The sequence below is a fragment of the Paraburkholderia nodosa genome, assembly GCF_001718195.1.
GTDB classification, from domain to species: Bacteria; Pseudomonadota; Gammaproteobacteria; order Burkholderiales; family Burkholderiaceae; genus Paraburkholderia; species Paraburkholderia nodosa_A.
In genome coordinates this window covers 356,489-371,373 of sequence record NZ_MCNV01000001.1, presented here as the reverse complement: position 1 = coordinate 371,373, position 14,885 = coordinate 356,489, and the positions used below count along the sequence as shown (strand labels likewise).

General features: G+C 65.9%; 16 protein-coding genes. 4 read left to right on the top strand and 12 right to left on the bottom strand.

Translation table 11 applies throughout. The features are described from left to right. Positions 1-263 precede the first annotated feature (263 nt). Complete coding sequence (locus BFD71_RS01580; protein WP_069261518.1) at positions 264-1,553, top strand: MFS transporter; 1,290 nt, start codon at positions 264-266, stop codon at positions 1,551-1,553. A gap of 3 nt (positions 1,554-1,556) precedes the next feature. Here BFD71_RS01580 and BFD71_RS01575 read toward each other — a convergent pair whose 3' ends face one another. Both BFD71_RS01575 and BFD71_RS01570 read right to left on the bottom strand, forming a co-directional pair. After that, the gene (locus BFD71_RS01575) at positions 1,557-2,558 is read right to left on the bottom strand and encodes a 2-dehydropantoate 2-reductase (protein ID WP_069261517.1); all 1,002 of its coding nucleotides are present in this window, start codon (positions 2,556-2,558) and stop codon (positions 1,557-1,559) included. Positions 2,559-2,562: 4 nt separating this feature from the next. Continuing rightward, complete coding sequence (locus tag BFD71_RS01570) at positions 2,563-3,333, bottom strand: class II aldolase/adducin family protein (RefSeq protein WP_069261516.1); 771 nt, start codon at positions 3,331-3,333, stop codon at positions 2,563-2,565. Between the two features lie 167 nt (positions 3,334-3,500). Between BFD71_RS01570 and BFD71_RS01565 the strand changes: the two genes are divergently transcribed. After that, complete coding sequence (locus BFD71_RS01565) at positions 3,501-3,944, top strand: MarR family winged helix-turn-helix transcriptional regulator (RefSeq protein ID WP_069261861.1); 444 nt, start codon at positions 3,501-3,503, stop codon at positions 3,942-3,944. Between the two features lie 44 nt (positions 3,945-3,988). On the opposite strand, the gene hpaI is transcribed toward BFD71_RS01565, so the two are convergent. The 7 genes from hpaI to BFD71_RS01530 are packed head-to-tail and all read right to left on the bottom strand — an operon-like array spanning position 3,989 to position 9,903. Then, positions 3,989-4,771: a 4-hydroxy-2-oxoheptanedioate aldolase gene (hpaI, locus tag BFD71_RS01560; RefSeq protein WP_069261515.1), complete on the bottom strand. Its 783-nt coding sequence runs from the start codon at positions 4,769-4,771 to the stop codon at positions 3,989-3,991. A 16-nt stretch (positions 4,772-4,787) separates the two neighbouring features. Beyond that, entirely contained in the window at positions 4,788-5,591 is an 804-nt protein-coding gene (hpaH, locus tag BFD71_RS01555; RefSeq protein ID WP_069261860.1) for a 2-oxo-hept-4-ene-1,7-dioate hydratase, read from the bottom strand. Next, positions 5,591-6,001 (bottom strand): 5-carboxymethyl-2-hydroxymuconate Delta-isomerase, encoded by a 411-nt coding sequence (locus BFD71_RS01550; RefSeq protein WP_069261514.1) that lies wholly within the window; start codon positions 5,999-6,001, stop codon positions 5,591-5,593. The genes hpaH and BFD71_RS01550 overlap by 1 nt, the downstream gene beginning before the upstream one ends. 24 nt (positions 6,002-6,025) lie before the next feature. Next, positions 6,026-6,889: a 3,4-dihydroxyphenylacetate 2,3-dioxygenase gene (gene hpaD, locus BFD71_RS01545; RefSeq protein WP_069261513.1), complete on the bottom strand. Its 864-nt coding sequence runs from the start codon at positions 6,887-6,889 to the stop codon at positions 6,026-6,028. Continuing rightward, positions 6,889-8,346: a 5-carboxymethyl-2-hydroxymuconate semialdehyde dehydrogenase gene (gene hpaE / locus BFD71_RS01540; protein ID WP_069261512.1), complete on the bottom strand. Its 1,458-nt coding sequence runs from the start codon at positions 8,344-8,346 to the stop codon at positions 6,889-6,891. The genes hpaD and hpaE overlap by 1 nt, the downstream gene beginning before the upstream one ends. 34 nt (positions 8,347-8,380) lie before the next feature. Further along, positions 8,381-9,136: a fumarylacetoacetate hydrolase family protein gene (locus tag BFD71_RS01535; protein ID WP_069261511.1), complete on the bottom strand. Its 756-nt coding sequence runs from the start codon at positions 9,134-9,136 to the stop codon at positions 8,381-8,383. Further along, positions 9,133-9,903: a fumarylacetoacetate hydrolase family protein gene (locus BFD71_RS01530; RefSeq protein ID WP_069261510.1), complete on the bottom strand. Its 771-nt coding sequence runs from the start codon at positions 9,901-9,903 to the stop codon at positions 9,133-9,135. Before BFD71_RS01530 ends, BFD71_RS01535 begins: the two co-directional genes overlap by 4 nt. A 188-nt stretch (positions 9,904-10,091) precedes the next feature. Here BFD71_RS01530 and hpaR point away from each other — a divergent pair, with 188 nt between their 5' ends. Then, on the top strand, positions 10,092-10,490 hold the full coding sequence (hpaR, locus tag BFD71_RS01525) for a homoprotocatechuate degradation operon regulator HpaR (protein WP_069261859.1): 399 nt from the start codon (positions 10,092-10,094) through the stop codon (positions 10,488-10,490). Between the two features lie 99 nt (positions 10,491-10,589). Here hpaR and BFD71_RS01520 read toward each other — a convergent pair whose 3' ends face one another. Continuing rightward, a complete protein-coding gene (locus BFD71_RS01520) occupies positions 10,590-10,901 on the bottom strand; it encodes a thioredoxin family protein (protein ID WP_069261509.1) in 312 nt (103 codons plus the stop codon). Positions 10,902-11,531: 630 nt separating this feature from the next. Between BFD71_RS01520 and BFD71_RS01515 the strand changes: the two genes are divergently transcribed. Continuing rightward, positions 11,532-11,807 carry a hypothetical protein gene (locus tag BFD71_RS01515; RefSeq protein ID WP_028207911.1) on the top strand — a complete coding sequence of 92 codons (276 nt, stop codon included), beginning with the start codon at positions 11,532-11,534 and terminating at the stop codon, positions 11,805-11,807. Between the two features lie 47 nt (positions 11,808-11,854). On the opposite strand, the gene BFD71_RS01510 is transcribed toward BFD71_RS01515, so the two are convergent. Further along, positions 11,855-13,123: a winged helix-turn-helix domain-containing protein gene (locus BFD71_RS01510; protein WP_069261508.1), complete on the bottom strand. Its 1,269-nt coding sequence runs from the start codon at positions 13,121-13,123 to the stop codon at positions 11,855-11,857. After that, positions 13,116-14,864: an FAD-dependent oxidoreductase gene (locus BFD71_RS01505; RefSeq protein WP_083244990.1), complete on the bottom strand. Its 1,749-nt coding sequence runs from the start codon at positions 14,862-14,864 to the stop codon at positions 13,116-13,118. Before BFD71_RS01505 ends, BFD71_RS01510 begins: the two co-directional genes overlap by 8 nt. Positions 14,865-14,885 lie beyond the last annotated feature (21 nt).

Sequence of the window (14,885 nt, the reverse complement as noted above, 5' to 3'; positions counted from 1 at the left end):
GTGGGTGGCCCGCAGGGCGTTTGCGGAACCGCCAAAAAATGGCGCGCCGCGCGAAACGTGAGTGCTGACTATGCCGGGAGTATGCCTCTTTTACCTTACGAACGCGGATGAGACGCGCATGCCGGGCGCCGATAAAAGGGACGTTTCATTGCCATACGCGGTTCGTGGCGTACGCGGGTTTTGATCAGTGGCGCGTGCGCCCGGGCGAATGCTACCGTTGCACGGTCAACATTCAGGCCCGCCAGAGGCCGACGAGGAGAGCCATGAACAGCGTCAGCATGACCGGAGTGCGCAAGGGCAAACTGAGCCGCACGCAGTTGATCGTCGCCGCGACAATCGGCAATGCGCTCGAATTCTTCGATTTCACCGTCTACAGCTTCTTCGCGCTGACCATCGGCAAGCTGTTCTTTCCCACCATGTCGAGCTACGGGCAGTTGCTGGCCTCGGTGGCGACCTTCGGCGTGGGCTTCGTCATGCGGCCGCTGGGTGGCGTGGTGATCGGCGCGTATGCCGACCGCGCCGGACGCAAGCCCGCCATGACGCTCACCATCTTCATGATGGCGCTAGGCTGCATGCTGATCGGCCTCGCCCCCACCTACGCGCAGATCGGGGTGGCCGCGCCGGTCCTGATCGTGTTCGCGCGCTTGCTGCAGGGATTTTCCGCGGGCGGCGAAGTGGGCGCATCCACCACGCTGCTGATCGAGGCAGGCACGCCCGTCAATCGCGGCCTGCTCGGCAGCTGGCAGTTCGCGAGCCAGGGGATGGGCGTTTCGCTCGGCGCATTAACGGCCGGACTCCTGACGACTTTCCTCGCCGCCGACACGCTGCTCGCCTGGGGCTGGCGCGTGCCTTTCCTCATGGGCGTAGCGATCGCGCCGCTCGGTATGTGGATTCGCCGGCGTCTTGACGAGCAGTTGCCGCCGCAGGCGAGCGTGGTGCGCATGCCGGTGCTCGCCGTGCTGCGCGATCACTGGCGGCGCTCGGCGCTCGGCATCCTGCTGACGATCGGCTCCACGGTCACGGCCTATGTCGTCACGTTCTATATGCCGACGTATGCGATTCACGAACTGAAGGTGCCCGCGCCCACGGCCTTGCTGGCGGGGCTCGTTTCCGGCGTCGTGACCTTTCTGGTGGCGCCCGTATCGGGCCTGCTCTGCGACCGGTTCAGCCGCCGCGCGCTGATCTTCTGGCCGCGCGTGGGTGTCTTGCTGTTGATCTACCCGGCGTTCCTGTGGCTCGCGAGCGGCCCGGATGCCGCGCGTCTTTTGATCACCGTAGGCGGCCTGAGCGTGCTGCTTGGGCTGCAGGCCGCGCCCTCCATCACGATGCTGCCCGAGATGTTCCCGCGCGCCGTACGCGCGACAGGCATGGCGATCGTCTACGGCATCGGCGTGGCGATTTTCGGCGGCTTCGCGCAGACCGTTGCCACCTGGCTCGTGAAGAGCACGGGCAATCTGCTCGCGCCCGCGTGGTACGTGATGGCGTGCGTGGCGATCTCGTGCCTCGCGTTGCCGTTTATTCGCGACCTTACGGGCAAGCCGCTCGAGGATTGACGGTTAGCCTTTCTGGCGCGCCGCTTCGAGATTCGCGTCGAGCTGCCGCGCCAGACCGTAGAGCATGCCGAGCGAGGGCGCCGCGACGCCCACACGCTGTGCCAGTTCATAGGGCGCGCCAAGAAGTGCTTCGACTTCGAGCGAGCGGCCCGCTTCCACGTCTTGCAGCATCGAGGTCTTGAACGCGCCTAGCTTGCGCGTGATCGCGTTGCGCTCCTCGATGGTCATCGCGAGGCGAATGCCGAGCGCTTCGCCGATCGCACGCGCCTCGGCCATGACCGCGCTCACGAGCTGCGCCGTGAGCGGGTCGTCGAGAATCACGTCGGCGGTCGAGCGCGTGAGCGCACTGATGGGGTTCATCGTCATGTTGCCCCAGAGCTTCGCCCAGATATCGGCCTGCATCGGCGCGGCCTTCGTGACCTCGAAGCCGGCCCGCGCCAGCAGGTCGCGCGCTTCCTGCGCGTGCGCGGCCATGTGCGCCGAGCCCTCGCCGACGATCAGATGATTGCCGCCGCCCTTGCGGATCACGCCCGGCCCCGCAATCGACGACGACAGATGCACGACACAGCCCGAAGCCTGCGCGGGCGGCAGCGCCTTCGAGACGACACCACCGGGATCGACCGCTTCGAGCGGGCCATTCGCATGCGTGCCGCCGAAGCCGTGGAGAAACCACCAGGGCACGCCGTTCATCGCCGAGACGATATGCGTGTGCGGGCCCACGAGCGGTGCGAGCGAAGCGGCCGACTGGGCGAGCGCCTGACCCTTCAGGCAAACGAAGACGATGTCTTGCGCGCCGAGCGATGCGGCGTCGTTCGTGGCGTTGACGGCTTGCGTGTAGCGCGTGTCGCCTTCGACGATCGTCAGACCGTCGCGGCGAATCGCTTCCAGATGCGCACCGCGTGCGAGCAGGTTCACGGCGATGCCCGCGCGCGCCAGACGCGCCGCGAGCAGGCCGCCGATCGCACCGCCGCCGATGACGGTGATCTTCCGGTTCGGGGTGTTCATACTTTCACTCCTGATAAGACGGGTCGATGCGCGTGACACGACGGATCAGCGCGTCGAGCACGTTCTGGCCCGCGCCGTGTTCGGGCGAGAACTGCAAGGCGTCGCGCGTCGAGCGTTCGGTAATGGCGGGCGAGATCGGCAGCGTCTGACCGCGCATCGAATCGGTCACGACCTGCACCTCGCACGCGCGATTGAGCGTCCAGAGCAGCGCAAAAGCGTGCGCGAGGGTCACACCATGCGAAAGCAGCCCGTGGTTGCGCAGAATGAGCAGCCGCTTGTCGCCCATCGACTTCAGAATGCGCGATTTTTCTTCGGCGTGCACGGTGATGCCTTCGAAGTCGTGATACGCGACCATGTCGTGCAGTTGCGCCGAATAGAAGTTCGTATACGCGAGGCCGCCTTCCATGCACGCCACCGCGAGCCCTGCCGTAGTGTGCGTATGCATCACGCAATGCGCGTCTGCCACGTTTGCATGTATCGCGCTGTGAACCACGAAGCCGGCCGGGTTGATCGGATACTCGCTCGGACTCAGGATATTGCCCTCGAGATCGATCTTGACGAGATTCGAGGCCTTGATTTCGTCATACGTGAGCCCGAACGGGTTGATGAGGAAATGCTTGTGCGGCCCGGGCACGCGCAGCGTAATGTGATTGAAGATCAGCTCGGTCCAACCCATGAGATGAAACACGCGATACACAGCGGCGAGTTGCACGCGCACCGCCCATTCCGTGGGGTCGCACCATTCGGGGCGCGTGCGCTGGATGTTTTCATTCATGAAAGTCTCCTCGTGGCGGGCTCTGATCACGCCGATCCTACGCGCAAATAAATGCGTGTGCAAGCATCAAACTTTCCATGAAATGCCTGCAGAACAGCGCTTTCATCGATGCTATCCTGACGGCGTGGCCGCATTTCGCGGCCGGTGAAAACCAGGCGGGAAGATCCATGACGGGGAAGTACAACATCGCGGAGCTGTTCACCTATCGGCTCCATGTGCTCAAGAAGCAGACCGATCGCACGATGAGCGACGCGTTCGAGGCAGCGCTCTCCCTGTCGCTCACGGAGGCGCGGCTGCTGCTCAGCGTGGGCGCGTTCGGATCGTTGTCGGTGTCGGATCTCGGGCGCGTATCGAATCTCGACCGCAGCCAGGCGAGCCGCGCCACCGACGTGCTCGAACGCAAGGGCCTGCTCGCCAAGACCTCGAACGAGGCGGACGGGCGCGGCGTGCTCGTGGCGCTCACGGCGCAGGGACGCAGCACCTACCGGCGCGCCACGGCGATCTCGAAGGCGACGAACGACGCGATTCTCGCCACGCTGAGCGAGCACGAGCGCGAAGTGCTGGCAAGCGTGCTGGCCAAGCTCATACAGAGCGGGGAAGCGGGCGAATGAAGCGCGCCCCGCGCGCGACGCGATGAACGCGGGATGAACGCGCGTTAGCCGCGCGCCGCAGGCTGGCGGAATTTCGCGGCCAGTTCGCTTGCGCTGCGTGCAAGCAACGACACGTCGCTGCCCACGGCGACGAACGTCGCGCCAGCTTCCAGATATTCGTTCGCAATGACCGGATCGGCCGCGAGCACGCCCGCGCCTTTGCCTTGCGCGCGCACAGTGCGAATGCCGTTGTAGATCGCCTCGCGCACCTGCGGCGAGCCTGGCTGGCCCAGCAGGCCCATCGAAGCGCTCAGGTCCGCGGGCCCGAAGAACACGCCGTCCACACCTCCTGCCTGCGCGATGGCTTCGAGCTGCGCGAGCGCGCTCGCCGTTTCCACCTGGACCAGCACGCACAGTTCTTCCGCTGCATGATGCAGATAATCCGCAGAGCCGTTCCAGCGCGAGGCACGCGCAAGCGCGCTGCCCACGCCGCGCACGCCGTGCGGCGGATAGCGCGTCGCGGCGACGGCGGCGCGTGCCTCCTCGGCGTTCTCGATCATCGGCACGAGCAGGGTTTGCGTGCCGATGTCGAGCAGTTGCTTGATGATGGCCGCGTCGTTGCGCACGGGCCGCACAATCGCGTGCGTGGGGTAGGGTGCGACGGCCTGCAGTTGCGCGAGCGTGCTGCGCAAATCATTGGGCGCGTGCTCGCCGTCGATCAGCAGCCAGTCGAAGCCCGTGTTCGCAAGCAGTTCGGTTACGTACGAGTCGGCGAGTGCGGCCCACAGGCCGATTTGCGGGCGGCCTTGCGCGAGCGCGCGCTTGAACGGGTTGGCGGGTACGGCCATGATGACGGCATCCTGATCAGATGAAATGGAAGCCGATGCCGCCCAGCGGGCCGTAATCGGCATGGAACGTATCGCCCGCGCGTGCCGGAATCGGCGCCGTGAACGAGCCGCTCAGGATCACGTCGCCGGCTTCCAGGCGCTCGTCGTGGCGCGCGATCTTGTTGGCGAGCCAGGCAACGCCGGTTGCCGGATGGTCGAGCACCGCGGCGGCCAGGCCGCTTTCCTCCACGGCTCCGTTCCTGTAGAGCAGCGCGCCGACCCAGCGCAGGTCCACGTCGAGCGGCTTCACCGGGCGGCCGCCCAGCACGACGCCCGCGTTGGCGGCGAAGTCGGAAATCGTGTCGAACACCTTGCGCGGCGCGTGGGTTTCGCGGTCGAACTGCTCGATGCGCGCGTCGATGATCTCGATGGCCGGCGTCACATAGGCCGTTGCGTCGAGCACATCGAAGAGCTTGACGTCGGGCCCTTGCAGTGGCCGGTTCAGCACGAACGCCAATTCCACTTCCACACGCGGCGCGATGAAGCGGTCCGCGCGAATCTCGCTGCCTGCGGGGATGAACATGCTGTCGAGCAGCGGCGCGTAGTCGGGCTCGTCGATCTGCGACGCGCGCTGCATGGCGCGCGACGTCAGGCCGATTTTGCGGCCCTTGATCGTGTGGCCCGCGGCGAGCTTGAGTTTGACCCACTCGCGCTGGATCGCGTAGCCGTCGTCGATTGTCATCTCCGGATGCAACCGCGAAAAATGCCGCAGCTGCGTGCGCGTGCGTTCGGCTTCGTCGAGCCGTGCGGCCAGCTCGCAGATGGTTTGCTGATCTAGCATCATGAACTCGCGTTTTTGAGCCGGGCGTGCAGGTTGTTGTGCTTCCACGCGCCTTCCTCGCTGAACTCGACGATTTCGAGCGAGAGCGCGAGGCCGTGCGACGCGAAGGCTTGTTCGAAGTGCTGCTTGATCGCCTCGAAGAGCGCATCGCCCGTCGCCCGTCGCACGGCCTGGGAGCGGCCTGCGCCGATCTTCAGGCAGCCGTGCAGAAAGGCGTTCCCGGGGTTGCCGTCGGCAATGAAGTACTGCTCGCAGCGCAGCGCACGGGTGCGAATGCCGCCGCGTGGATACACGCGCGCGCCGTTCTCGTCGCGTTGTGCATCGAGCACGTGCGCAAGCGATTCGCATAGCTGACCCATGCTGTTCGCATCCGCGAGATTCGCGCTGTATTCGAGGGTGAGATGGGGCATGGCGTTCTCCCGTGTTTGAGCCGCTTAAGCCGGTAGCGGCATGACCGGCAGGATGGCGTTGATCTGCCCTGTGCCGGAGCTGCCGAAATACGGCGTGACGACTTCCGCCCGACCTTCATAGCGGTCCCACCCGAGCGCGCCGAGCAGCATGGCCGTGTCGTGCATACCGCCTTCACCCCAGCACTTTTCGTTGTACATCGGCAGCATGTCGCAGAAGGTTTTCCAGTCGCCACGCTCCCACATCGCCACGACGTTGCGATCGGTCGCTTCGAGAAACGGGTCCCAGACCTTGTGCATGAAGGCTTCGGCCGTGCCGTTGTTGGCGAAGTGGTGGCTCAGCGACCCGCTCGCGAGTATCGCCACCGTGCCGTCGTAGCGCTCTTCGATCGCGCGGCGCACGGCCAGGCCAAAGCGCGCGCTGGTGGCGAGGTCGTGCCACATGCACCAGCCCGCCACCGAAACCGTGCGGAAATGTTCGTCGCCGTTCATGTAGCGCATGGGGACGAGCGTGCCGTATTCGAGGTCGAGCGTCGTTTCGCTATGGGCGCGCGTCTTGACGCCCATTTCGTTCGCGACATCGGCAATCAGATGGCCAAGCTGCGGATTGCCGGGGTACGCATACGGCATGTTCTTGATGAAATGCGGCAGCTCGTTGCTCGTGTAGACGCCTTCGAAGCGCGGCGCACAGTTGATGTGATACTCGCTGTTCACGAGCCAGTGCACATCGAACACGACGATCGTATCGACGCCCAGTTCGCGGCAGCGGCGGCCGATCTCGTGATGGCCGTCGATGGCCGCCTGGCGGCAGCCTTTGTGGGGGCCGTCCAGTTCGGAGAGGTACAGCGAAGGCACGTGCGTGACCTTGGCCGCCAGCGCGAGTTTGCCCATTACACGCCCCAGTGCGGAATGTGATGCGAGCCGAGCGAAACACACACGTTCTTCGGCTCGAGGAACACTTCGTAGCTCCATGTGCCGCCTTCGCGGCCGACGCCAGAAGCCTTCGTGCCGCCGAACGGCTGGCGCAGGTCGCGTACGTTCTGGCTATTCACGAAGCACATGCCCGCTTCGACGGCGGCGGCCACGCGCAGCGCGCGGCCGGTGTTCTCGGTCCACACATAGCTGGACAGACCATAGGCGATGTCGTTGGCAAGGCGGATCGCATGAGCCTCGTCGTCGAAGGGAATCAGGCACGCCACCGGGCCGAAAATTTCTTCCTGCGCAATGCGCATGCGGTTATCGACATCGACGAACACGGTCGGCATAACGAAGTTTCCGTTCTTCACCGCGTCGGGCAGCGCCGGCGCGTCGAGGCCGCCGCAAGCGAGCGTCGCGCCTTCCTTCGGTCCGAGCTCGATATAGCTGCGGACCTTCGCGAGATGGCCCTGGCTGATCATCGGGCCGACGATGGTTGTCTCGTCGAGCGGATCGCCTACGCTGATGCGCTTCGCACGCTCGACGAAGCGCTCGGCGAACTTCGCGTAGATCGAACGCTGCACGAGAATGCGCGAGCCCGCCGTGCAGCGCTCGCCGTTGTTCGAGAAGATCATGAACACGGCGGCGTCGAGCGCGCGTTCGAAATCGGCGTCGTCGAAGATCACGAACGGGGATTTGCCGCCCAGCTCCATCGAGAACTTCTTGAGGCCCGCGGCCTGCACGATGCGGTTGCCCGTAGCCGTCGAGCCCGTGAACGAAACGGCGCGCACGTCGGGGTGCGCGACGAGCGGCTCGCCCGCTTCCTTGCCATAGCCGTGCACGACATTGAGCACGCCCGCCGGAATTCCGGCATCGAGCGCGAGCTGGCCGAGCATCGAGGCCGTGAGCGGCGATAGCTCGCTCATCTTCAGCACGGCGGTATTGCCGAACGCGAGGCAGGGCGCGACCTTCCACGTGGCGGTCATGAACGGCACGTTCCAGGGCGAGATGAGCGCGCACACGCCCACGGGATGAAACAGCGTGTAGTTCAGATGCGTGGCCGTGGGGTAGGTGTGGCCGTCCACGGCGGTGCAGACTTCGGCGAAGTAGCTGAAGTTGTCGGCGGCGCGCGGCACGAGTTGCTTGCCGGTTTGCGAAATGGTCTGGCCGGTGTCCTTCGTTTCGGTCTGCGCGATTTCGGGCACGTTCTTCGCGATCAGCTCGCCGAGCTTGCGGATCGCCTTCGCGCGCTCCGCGGCGGGCGTTGCCGCCCAGGCGGGAAAGGCGTCTTTCGCGGCGCGCACCGCGAGATCGACTTCCTCTGCGCCGCCGCGCGCCACTTCCGCGAGCACGTCCTGGTTCGCGGGATTCACGGTTTCGAAGTAGTCGCGTCCGCTGTGTGCGCGGCCGTTGATCAGATGGTCGATTCGCATGTCTAACGTAGTCCGTGTTCGATTCGTTGGCGGATCAGCGCCCGTAGTCGACGTCGCTCGCGACGGTGTTGACGAGACGGCCCAGACCGTCGATCTCGCAGACGACTTCGTCGCCTGCATTCACGTTGACGACGCCTTCGGGCGTGCCGGTCAGAACGACGTCGCCGGGGGCGAGCGTCATGAAGCCGCTCAAATACTCGATGAGTTCCGCGATGCCGGTGACGAAATCGCGCGTGTTGCCGTTCTGCTTGAGTTCGCCGTTCACGTAAGTGCGCAGGCCGAGCGCGTTGACGTCGGCGACATCGGCGGCATCGACGAACCAGGGGCCGAGCACGGTGCCGCCGTCACGGTTTTTCACGCGCAGGTTCGGGCGGTAGTAGTTCTCCAGATAGTCGCGGATCGCGTAGTCGTTCGCGATCGTGTAGCCGGCCACGTACTGCATGGCGTCCTCGCGTTTCACGTGCTGCGCGGTGCGGCCGATCACGACGGCGAGCTCGCACTCGTAGTGCATGAACGTGACGTCGGCGGGGCGGCGCGTGGTGCCGCGATGGCCGATCACGCTGCCCGGCCCCTTGAGGAACACGAGCGGCTCTTCCTGCTTCGAGAACTGCAGTTCTTTGGCGTGCTCGGCGTAATTGAGCCCGAGTGCGAAGATCGTGCCGGGCTCGAACGGCGCGAGCCAGACGACTTCATGTTCCTCGCGCACGCGGCCGTCGGCGAGCCGCACGCGGTCTCCTTCGGGCGTGGCTTCGTGGATGGCGCCTGCATAGGCAACGCGTGCGCGCATCATGCTTGTGCTCCCAGCGCCACGTCTGCCGCGACGAATTCGATTTCGAGTGGCGCCCAGTCTCCAATGGAGATCGCTGCACGCGCACCGGCCTGAACCACGGGTGCGCCGTGCGGCACGCCGAGCGTGATGACGTCGCCGGGGGCGAGCGTCATGAAGTCGGTGATGTCAGCGAGCAATTGGGCTACGCCACGAACGCTCGTGGCCGTCGTTGCATGGAAGGCCGCGCCGCCTTCGACGTTGACCGCAACGGCAAGTTCATCCGGATCGGCCACATGCCGGCGCGCGACCACGGCGGGGCCGATTACGCAGAAGTTGTCGCGTGCGCGAAACCGCACCGAGGGGCGATAGACGCTCGCATGCGGCACGCTCAGATCGGCCACGAGCGTATACCCCGCGATGTAATCGAACGCTTCAGGTGCGGCGACGCGCGCGGCGGTGCGCCCGATCACGACGCCGAGCGATGCGCCCACCTGGACGCCCTCGCCGCCGGGCACGGCCACGCGCGCGCGGTGGCCTGCGAGCGTGTTGCGCGGCTTCAGGTAGAGAATGGGCGCGCGCGGCGGCGCCTTGTAAGGGGGCGCGTTCACGGCGTCGCCCAGCGCTTCGAGCGCGTGGCGGTCGTTGAGCAGCGTGCCGTAGACAGCGCCGCTCACCGGCGCCCGGCAACGCACACCTGTGGCGAGCAGCCCGCGCACGGCAGCGGCGCTGACGTCGCGCGGCAAGGCCTCGCCTTCGACGTGCAGCAGATGATCGGCAACGGAAAACATGGCTTGGATTGGCTTCACGGAAACACTAATATGTGAGTAATAGTGCGCTTGCTATGATCCGTCGTCAATCGTCGATGAGAACTTTTCGGGTTTCTCCTGGGCCTGTTCGTCGAATTCTTCGTTTAGCTGAAACCGCCATGTCCGATACTTCGCGTCCGACCACTCGCGTTGCGCACCGCAACCTGCCCATGCTGCTGCTGCGCGCGCGCGAAAAGATGATGGAACGCTTTCGCCCGCTCATCACGTCGCACGGCCTCACTGAGCAGCAGTGGCGCGTGATCCGCGCGCTCAATGAAAGTGGACCGCTCGAGCCGCGGCAGATTTCCGACCTGTGCACGATCTCCAGCCCGAGCATGGCGGGCGTGCTCGCACGTATGGAGACGCTCGGCCTCGTAACGAAGGAGCGTTTCGCCGACGACCAGCGGCGCGTGCTCGTCTCGCTCACGAAGAAGAGCCATCAACTCGTGAAAGCGATTTCGAACGAATTGGAGGCGCGCTACAAGGCGCTGGAAGCGGAGGTGGGGCCGGAGGTGGTCGAGCGTGTGTATCGCGCGATCGACGATCTGCTCGCCGGCCTGGAGGCGTGAGCGCGGCGGGCGCTTTCGGGCGCGCCCGCGGGCAAAGGTGAAGCTTTTCGGGAGCGGTCTGCGCCGATCGTTCGGACCGCGTAGGAGGGCGTGGCGCGACTACGCGAGCGAAGCGAACGCCTCGTCGAGTTCGGCGGCGTTTTGTGGACGCACCACGCGCGCGACCTCCGCACCGTCGCGCAGGAAAATGAGTGTGGGCCAGAGCTTCACGCGAAACGAGCGGCCGAGCGCGCGGCCCGGTCCGTCTTCCACTTTCAGGCGACGCACCTGCGGATTACGCTCGAACGCCGCGCCGATCAGCGGTTGCGCACCCTGACAATAGCCGCACCAGTCGGTGCCGAATTCGACGACGGCGGCCCCGCTGAGCGAGTCGATTTCCTTGCGGGCGGGCGCGTTCGTGGCGTAGCTCATCGTGTGATTCCTCGTATTGGCATCTGCAGACATCCACATACGATACCGCATCGCGCGGCAACGTTCAGGCTTCGCAATGGACGCCCCAAATGGACAGTCGCGCGAGAGGTGAGGCTTTTCGGGAGTGAGCAGGTTGCCAACCGGTCACGCACCTTGAACGGAGTGGCGCGAGCGCGCGGGACGTGCCGCCATGAGCAGAAGTACCTTGAAAACAAGGGTGAAATGCAAATCCGGCGTGGGGTGCGGTGAGCGAGAACCGATCGGCAGACGCACTCGAAGCGGCGAGAATCCACGTTTCGAAGCGCAATGGTGAGCGTTTGCGGGAGAGGTCGTAACGCGCCATCGGCGCTCGTGTGAAGCGAGGCGAGGCACCTGCCGATCCATCGTGCGAAATCCACATTAGCCCTGATTTCAAGGCGTTTTTTAGTCGCCGGGCGTGACGAAGCGACAAGCCGTCGCGCTCGCGGCTTCTGCGCGTGGGCGGCAAAGGTGAGAAGATTCGGGAGTGCGCTTTGCGTTGCTCCTCGCGCTGCCGGGCCTCGAATGGACGCCCGCACCCGATGGGTATATAACATTAAAAAAGTGCGTGATTCTTTTGACTACTGCTCACCAAGGGAGATCGAGTTCATCATGACGAGCGACGACAAGCAAAAGCAGGACGCTCAAAAGCCTGGCGCCGGTTCATCGCAACCGGATCTGGAGAGCCTGAACGCCGCCTTCAGCCACGTCGACGAAGGCGTGAAGTCCGGCAAGATCGCGGCGGGCGCGGCCAAGGGCCTCGTCTTCAGCCTCGTCGAAACGCTGGGCGCGCTGGTGGGCGACCCCGACCTGCCGCAACACGCGCGTTCGGGCTACGAAGGCTTGCTCGAAGCCGCGCGCGAACTGCGCGCCAAGCTGGAGCACTAATCGTTCTCAACGCGTGCGGCGGCTCTGCCGGGTCAGCAGTCGCACGCTCACGCAGCCAGCAGGGCGGCTGCGAGGCCGTCCGGTGCTGCGCCGATGCGTAGCTCCGGCGTGCCGTGCCAGTCCGCGCAACGCTGCAGCGCCCGGCGCAAGTCGGCCACCAGACGGCCGCTCGCGCGTACGCCGGGCTCCAGATGCAGCGATTTCACCTCGAACACCTGCTGCGCCCGATGCGCCTTTGCGTCGATGCGCCCGATCAGCCGTCCGCGATTCAAGATCGGTAGTGCGAAGTAACCGTATTTGCGCTTCGCGGCCGGCACATAGCATTCCATGGCGTAATCGAAATCGAATAGCGCGAGCGCTCGCTTGCGATCCCACACCACCGGATCGAAGGGCGAGAGCAGGGTCGTGACCGTGGAGGCGAGCTTGCCGCTCGCCGCTTCGCCGATGAGGGCCGCGTGCTCGCGATGCACGAACGCATCGTGTTTCCAGCCTTCTACCCGCACGGGCAGCAGCTCGCCCGCGTCGGCGAGTGCGTGGAGGGCATCGGCATACGGGCGGCGCGGCAGGCGGAAGTAGTCGGCGGCCCAGTCCGCGCGGATCACGCCGAGCGCGCGGCAGGAGCGCAGGAGCAGCTCGCGCTCCGCTTCGGCGCGTGGCGGCAGGTCGCGCGCATCGTTCCAGTGCGGCAGTACGCGCTCGGCCACGTCGTACACACGCTGGAAGTTGTGCCGCTGCGCCACCATCAGCGCGCCGGTTGCGAACAGTACTTCCAGATGCCGCTTCTCCGGCTTCCAGTCCCACCAGCCGCTGCCTTTGTCGCCCTCGGCGCGCGCGAAGTCGGCGGAACGCACGGCGCCCTCGGCGCGGATGCGCTCGAGCAGGGCGTCGATCTCGTCACGGTATTGGTCATGCCACTCGGCTGCGTATTTCCAGCCCATGCCGGCAGGGTCGAGCATGCGATGGCGCAGCAGCCCGTAGTCCTCGATCGGCAGGAAGCAGGCCTCGTGCGCCCAGTATTCGAACAGGCGCCCCTGCGCGAGATGCGCGTCGAGCCAGGCCGGCTCGAACGCGCCAATGCGGCTGAACAGCACGAAATAGGGACTGCGCGCGACCACGTGGATCGTGTCGATCTGCAGCTGCGCCATGCGGCGGATCGCATCGAGCACGTCTTCTTGCGTAGCCTTGCGGCGCGGCGGCGTGAGCAGCCCTTGCGCCGCGAGGTGCAGCGTGCGAGCCGCCGCGAGCGGCAGAACTAGCGAGGAACCGGCTTCGGCAACCGTTGGCGCTTCTGCAACCTCCACAGCGCGCTCACGCATGAACGCCTGCGACCACCGTCACCGGCCGCAGCGCAGCGAGCCGTTGATGGATCTGCGCGACCACGGCCGCGCCTTCGCCCACCGCCGCGGCCACGCGCTTGGTCGAGCCCGCTCGCGCGTCGCCGATCGCGTAGACGCCTTCCACCGAGGTCGCGAGGCTGCACGACTCGTTGTCGCCGGTCAGCACGAAGCCGTGCGGGTCGAGCTTCACGCCGCATGCTCGCAGCCAGCCGGTGTTCGGGTCCGCGCCCGTGAAGAGGAACAGATGGCGCGAATCGAAATGGTCGACGCCCTCCGGGCACGGCATCTTCAGGCGCACCGAGGCGAGGCCGCTCGTGTCTTCGTCCAGGCCGCCGATCTCGCTGTGCCCATGCACGTGCACGTTCGAGAGCGAAGCGATACGGTCGATCAGATAGCGCGACATCGTCGATTCGAAACCGGCCTTGCGGATCAGCACGTCGATCTGGCGCGCGTGCGTGGAGAGGTAGACGATCGCCTGGCCAGCGGAATTGCCGCCGCCCACGAGCACGATGTTCTCGTGCTTGCAAAGCTTCGCCTCGACCGGCGAGGCCCAGTAGTAAATGCCGCGCCCCGTATAGCGATCGATGCCCTCGATCGCGGGCTTGCGGTACACGGCGCCGCTCGCGATCACGACTGTATGCGCGCGCACATCGCCGCTGCAGGTTTCGAGCCGCCGCGGTTCTTCATCGCAGATCAGCTTGCGCACCGAGACCGGAATGGCCACGTGTGCGCCGAACTTCTGCGCCTGCACGAACGCGCGGCCGGCGAGCGCCTGGCCGGAGATACCGGTGGGAAAGCCCAGATAGTTTTCGATACGCGAGCTGGCGCCCGCCTGGCCGCCGGGCGCGCGCGAGTCGAGCACGATCACCGAAAGGCCTTCCGAAGCGGCGTAGACCGCCGTGGCGAGACCGGCCGGGCCCGCGCCCACCACGGCGACGTCGTAGACGCGCTCGCCGTCGAGCTCGGGCAGGATGCCGAGGCACGTGGCCAGTTCGGGCGCGCTGGGACGGCGCAGCACCGACCCGTCGGGGCAGATCACGAGCGGCAGGTCCTCACAGCGCGCGGCGAAACGCTCGATCACGCCGCAAAGCATGCCTTCGTCGCGCTCGTCGAGCACGGAATACGGATGGCCGTTGCGCGAAAGGAAGCCTTGCAGCGAAACGAGCGTGGGATCGTCGTGCTTGCCGACGAGAATCGGGCCGCCCGCGCCCTTTTCGATCAGCGAGACGCGGCGCAGGATCAGCGCGCGCACGATGCGCTCCCCGAGTTCGGCTTCGGCGACGATGGCCGCGCGCAGCCGCTCGGGCGGAATCAGGATCGCATCGACGGGTTCGAGCGCCATGCCGTCCACGAGCGCCGGGCCGCCCGAGAGCTGGCCCACTTCGGCGAGGAAATGCCCGCGCCCATGCTCGACGATGAGGCGCTCGCGGCCCAGCCCGTCGCGCTGGAAAACTTTGACCGAACCGGAGAGCAGCACGAACATGCCGGGGCCGGTTTCGCCCGTACGAAAGAGCAGCTCCCCTGCCGACCAGTGGCGCTCTTCGCCGAAGCGCGCGAGGCGCGCGATTTCGTCGTCGGTGAGCTGGGGGAACATCTGATGGCGCCGCGTGGAGAGCGTCGAGAACGGCGCTTCGGCGGGTTGCGGCTGCGTGTCGGAGTGGCGGCTCGCGGAAGGAAGTTCCTCGGATTCGGGAACCTCAGCTTCGGTGATCGTGCCCATCTGGCGGTTCTCCTCGTGCGG

Bases quoted from the DNA above. Each gene is read 5' to 3' on its own strand.
- BFD71_RS01580 (WP_069261518.1), top strand. From the start codon at position 264: ATGAACAGCGTCAGCATGACCGGAGTGCGCAAGGGCAAACTGAGCCGC.
- BFD71_RS01575 (WP_069261517.1), bottom strand. From the start codon at position 2,558: ATGAACACCCCGAACCGGAAGATCACCGTCATCGGCGGCGGTGCGATC.
- BFD71_RS01570 (WP_069261516.1), bottom strand. From the start codon at position 3,333: ATGAATGAAAACATCCAGCGCACGCGCCCCGAATGGTGCGACCCCACG.
- BFD71_RS01565 (WP_069261861.1), top strand. From the start codon at position 3,501: ATGACGGGGAAGTACAACATCGCGGAGCTGTTCACCTATCGGCTCCAT.
- hpaI (WP_069261515.1), bottom strand. From the start codon at position 4,771: ATGGCCGTACCCGCCAACCCGTTCAAGCGCGCGCTCGCGCAAGGCCGC.
- hpaH (WP_069261860.1), bottom strand. From the start codon at position 5,591: ATGCTAGATCAGCAAACCATCTGCGAGCTGGCCGCACGGCTCGACGAA.
- BFD71_RS01550 (WP_069261514.1), bottom strand. From the start codon at position 6,001: ATGCCCCATCTCACCCTCGAATACAGCGCGAATCTCGCGGATGCGAAC.
- hpaD (WP_069261513.1), bottom strand. From the start codon at position 6,889: ATGGGCAAACTCGCGCTGGCGGCCAAGGTCACGCACGTGCCTTCGCTG.
- hpaE (WP_069261512.1), bottom strand. From the start codon at position 8,346: ATGCGAATCGACCATCTGATCAACGGCCGCGCACACAGCGGACGCGAC.
- BFD71_RS01535 (WP_069261511.1), bottom strand. From the start codon at position 9,136: ATGATGCGCGCACGCGTTGCCTATGCAGGCGCCATCCACGAAGCCACG.
- BFD71_RS01530 (WP_069261510.1), bottom strand. From the start codon at position 9,903: ATGTTTTCCGTTGCCGATCATCTGCTGCACGTCGAAGGCGAGGCCTTG.
- hpaR (WP_069261859.1), top strand. From the start codon at position 10,092: ATGCTGCTGCTGCGCGCGCGCGAAAAGATGATGGAACGCTTTCGCCCG.
- BFD71_RS01520 (WP_069261509.1), bottom strand. From the start codon at position 10,901: ATGAGCTACGCCACGAACGCGCCCGCCCGCAAGGAAATCGACTCGCTC.
- BFD71_RS01515 (WP_028207911.1), top strand. From the start codon at position 11,532: ATGACGAGCGACGACAAGCAAAAGCAGGACGCTCAAAAGCCTGGCGCC.
- BFD71_RS01510 (WP_069261508.1), bottom strand. From the start codon at position 13,123: ATGCGTGAGCGCGCTGTGGAGGTTGCAGAAGCGCCAACGGTTGCCGAA.
- BFD71_RS01505 (WP_083244990.1), bottom strand. From the start codon at position 14,864: ATGGGCACGATCACCGAAGCTGAGGTTCCCGAATCCGAGGAACTTCCT.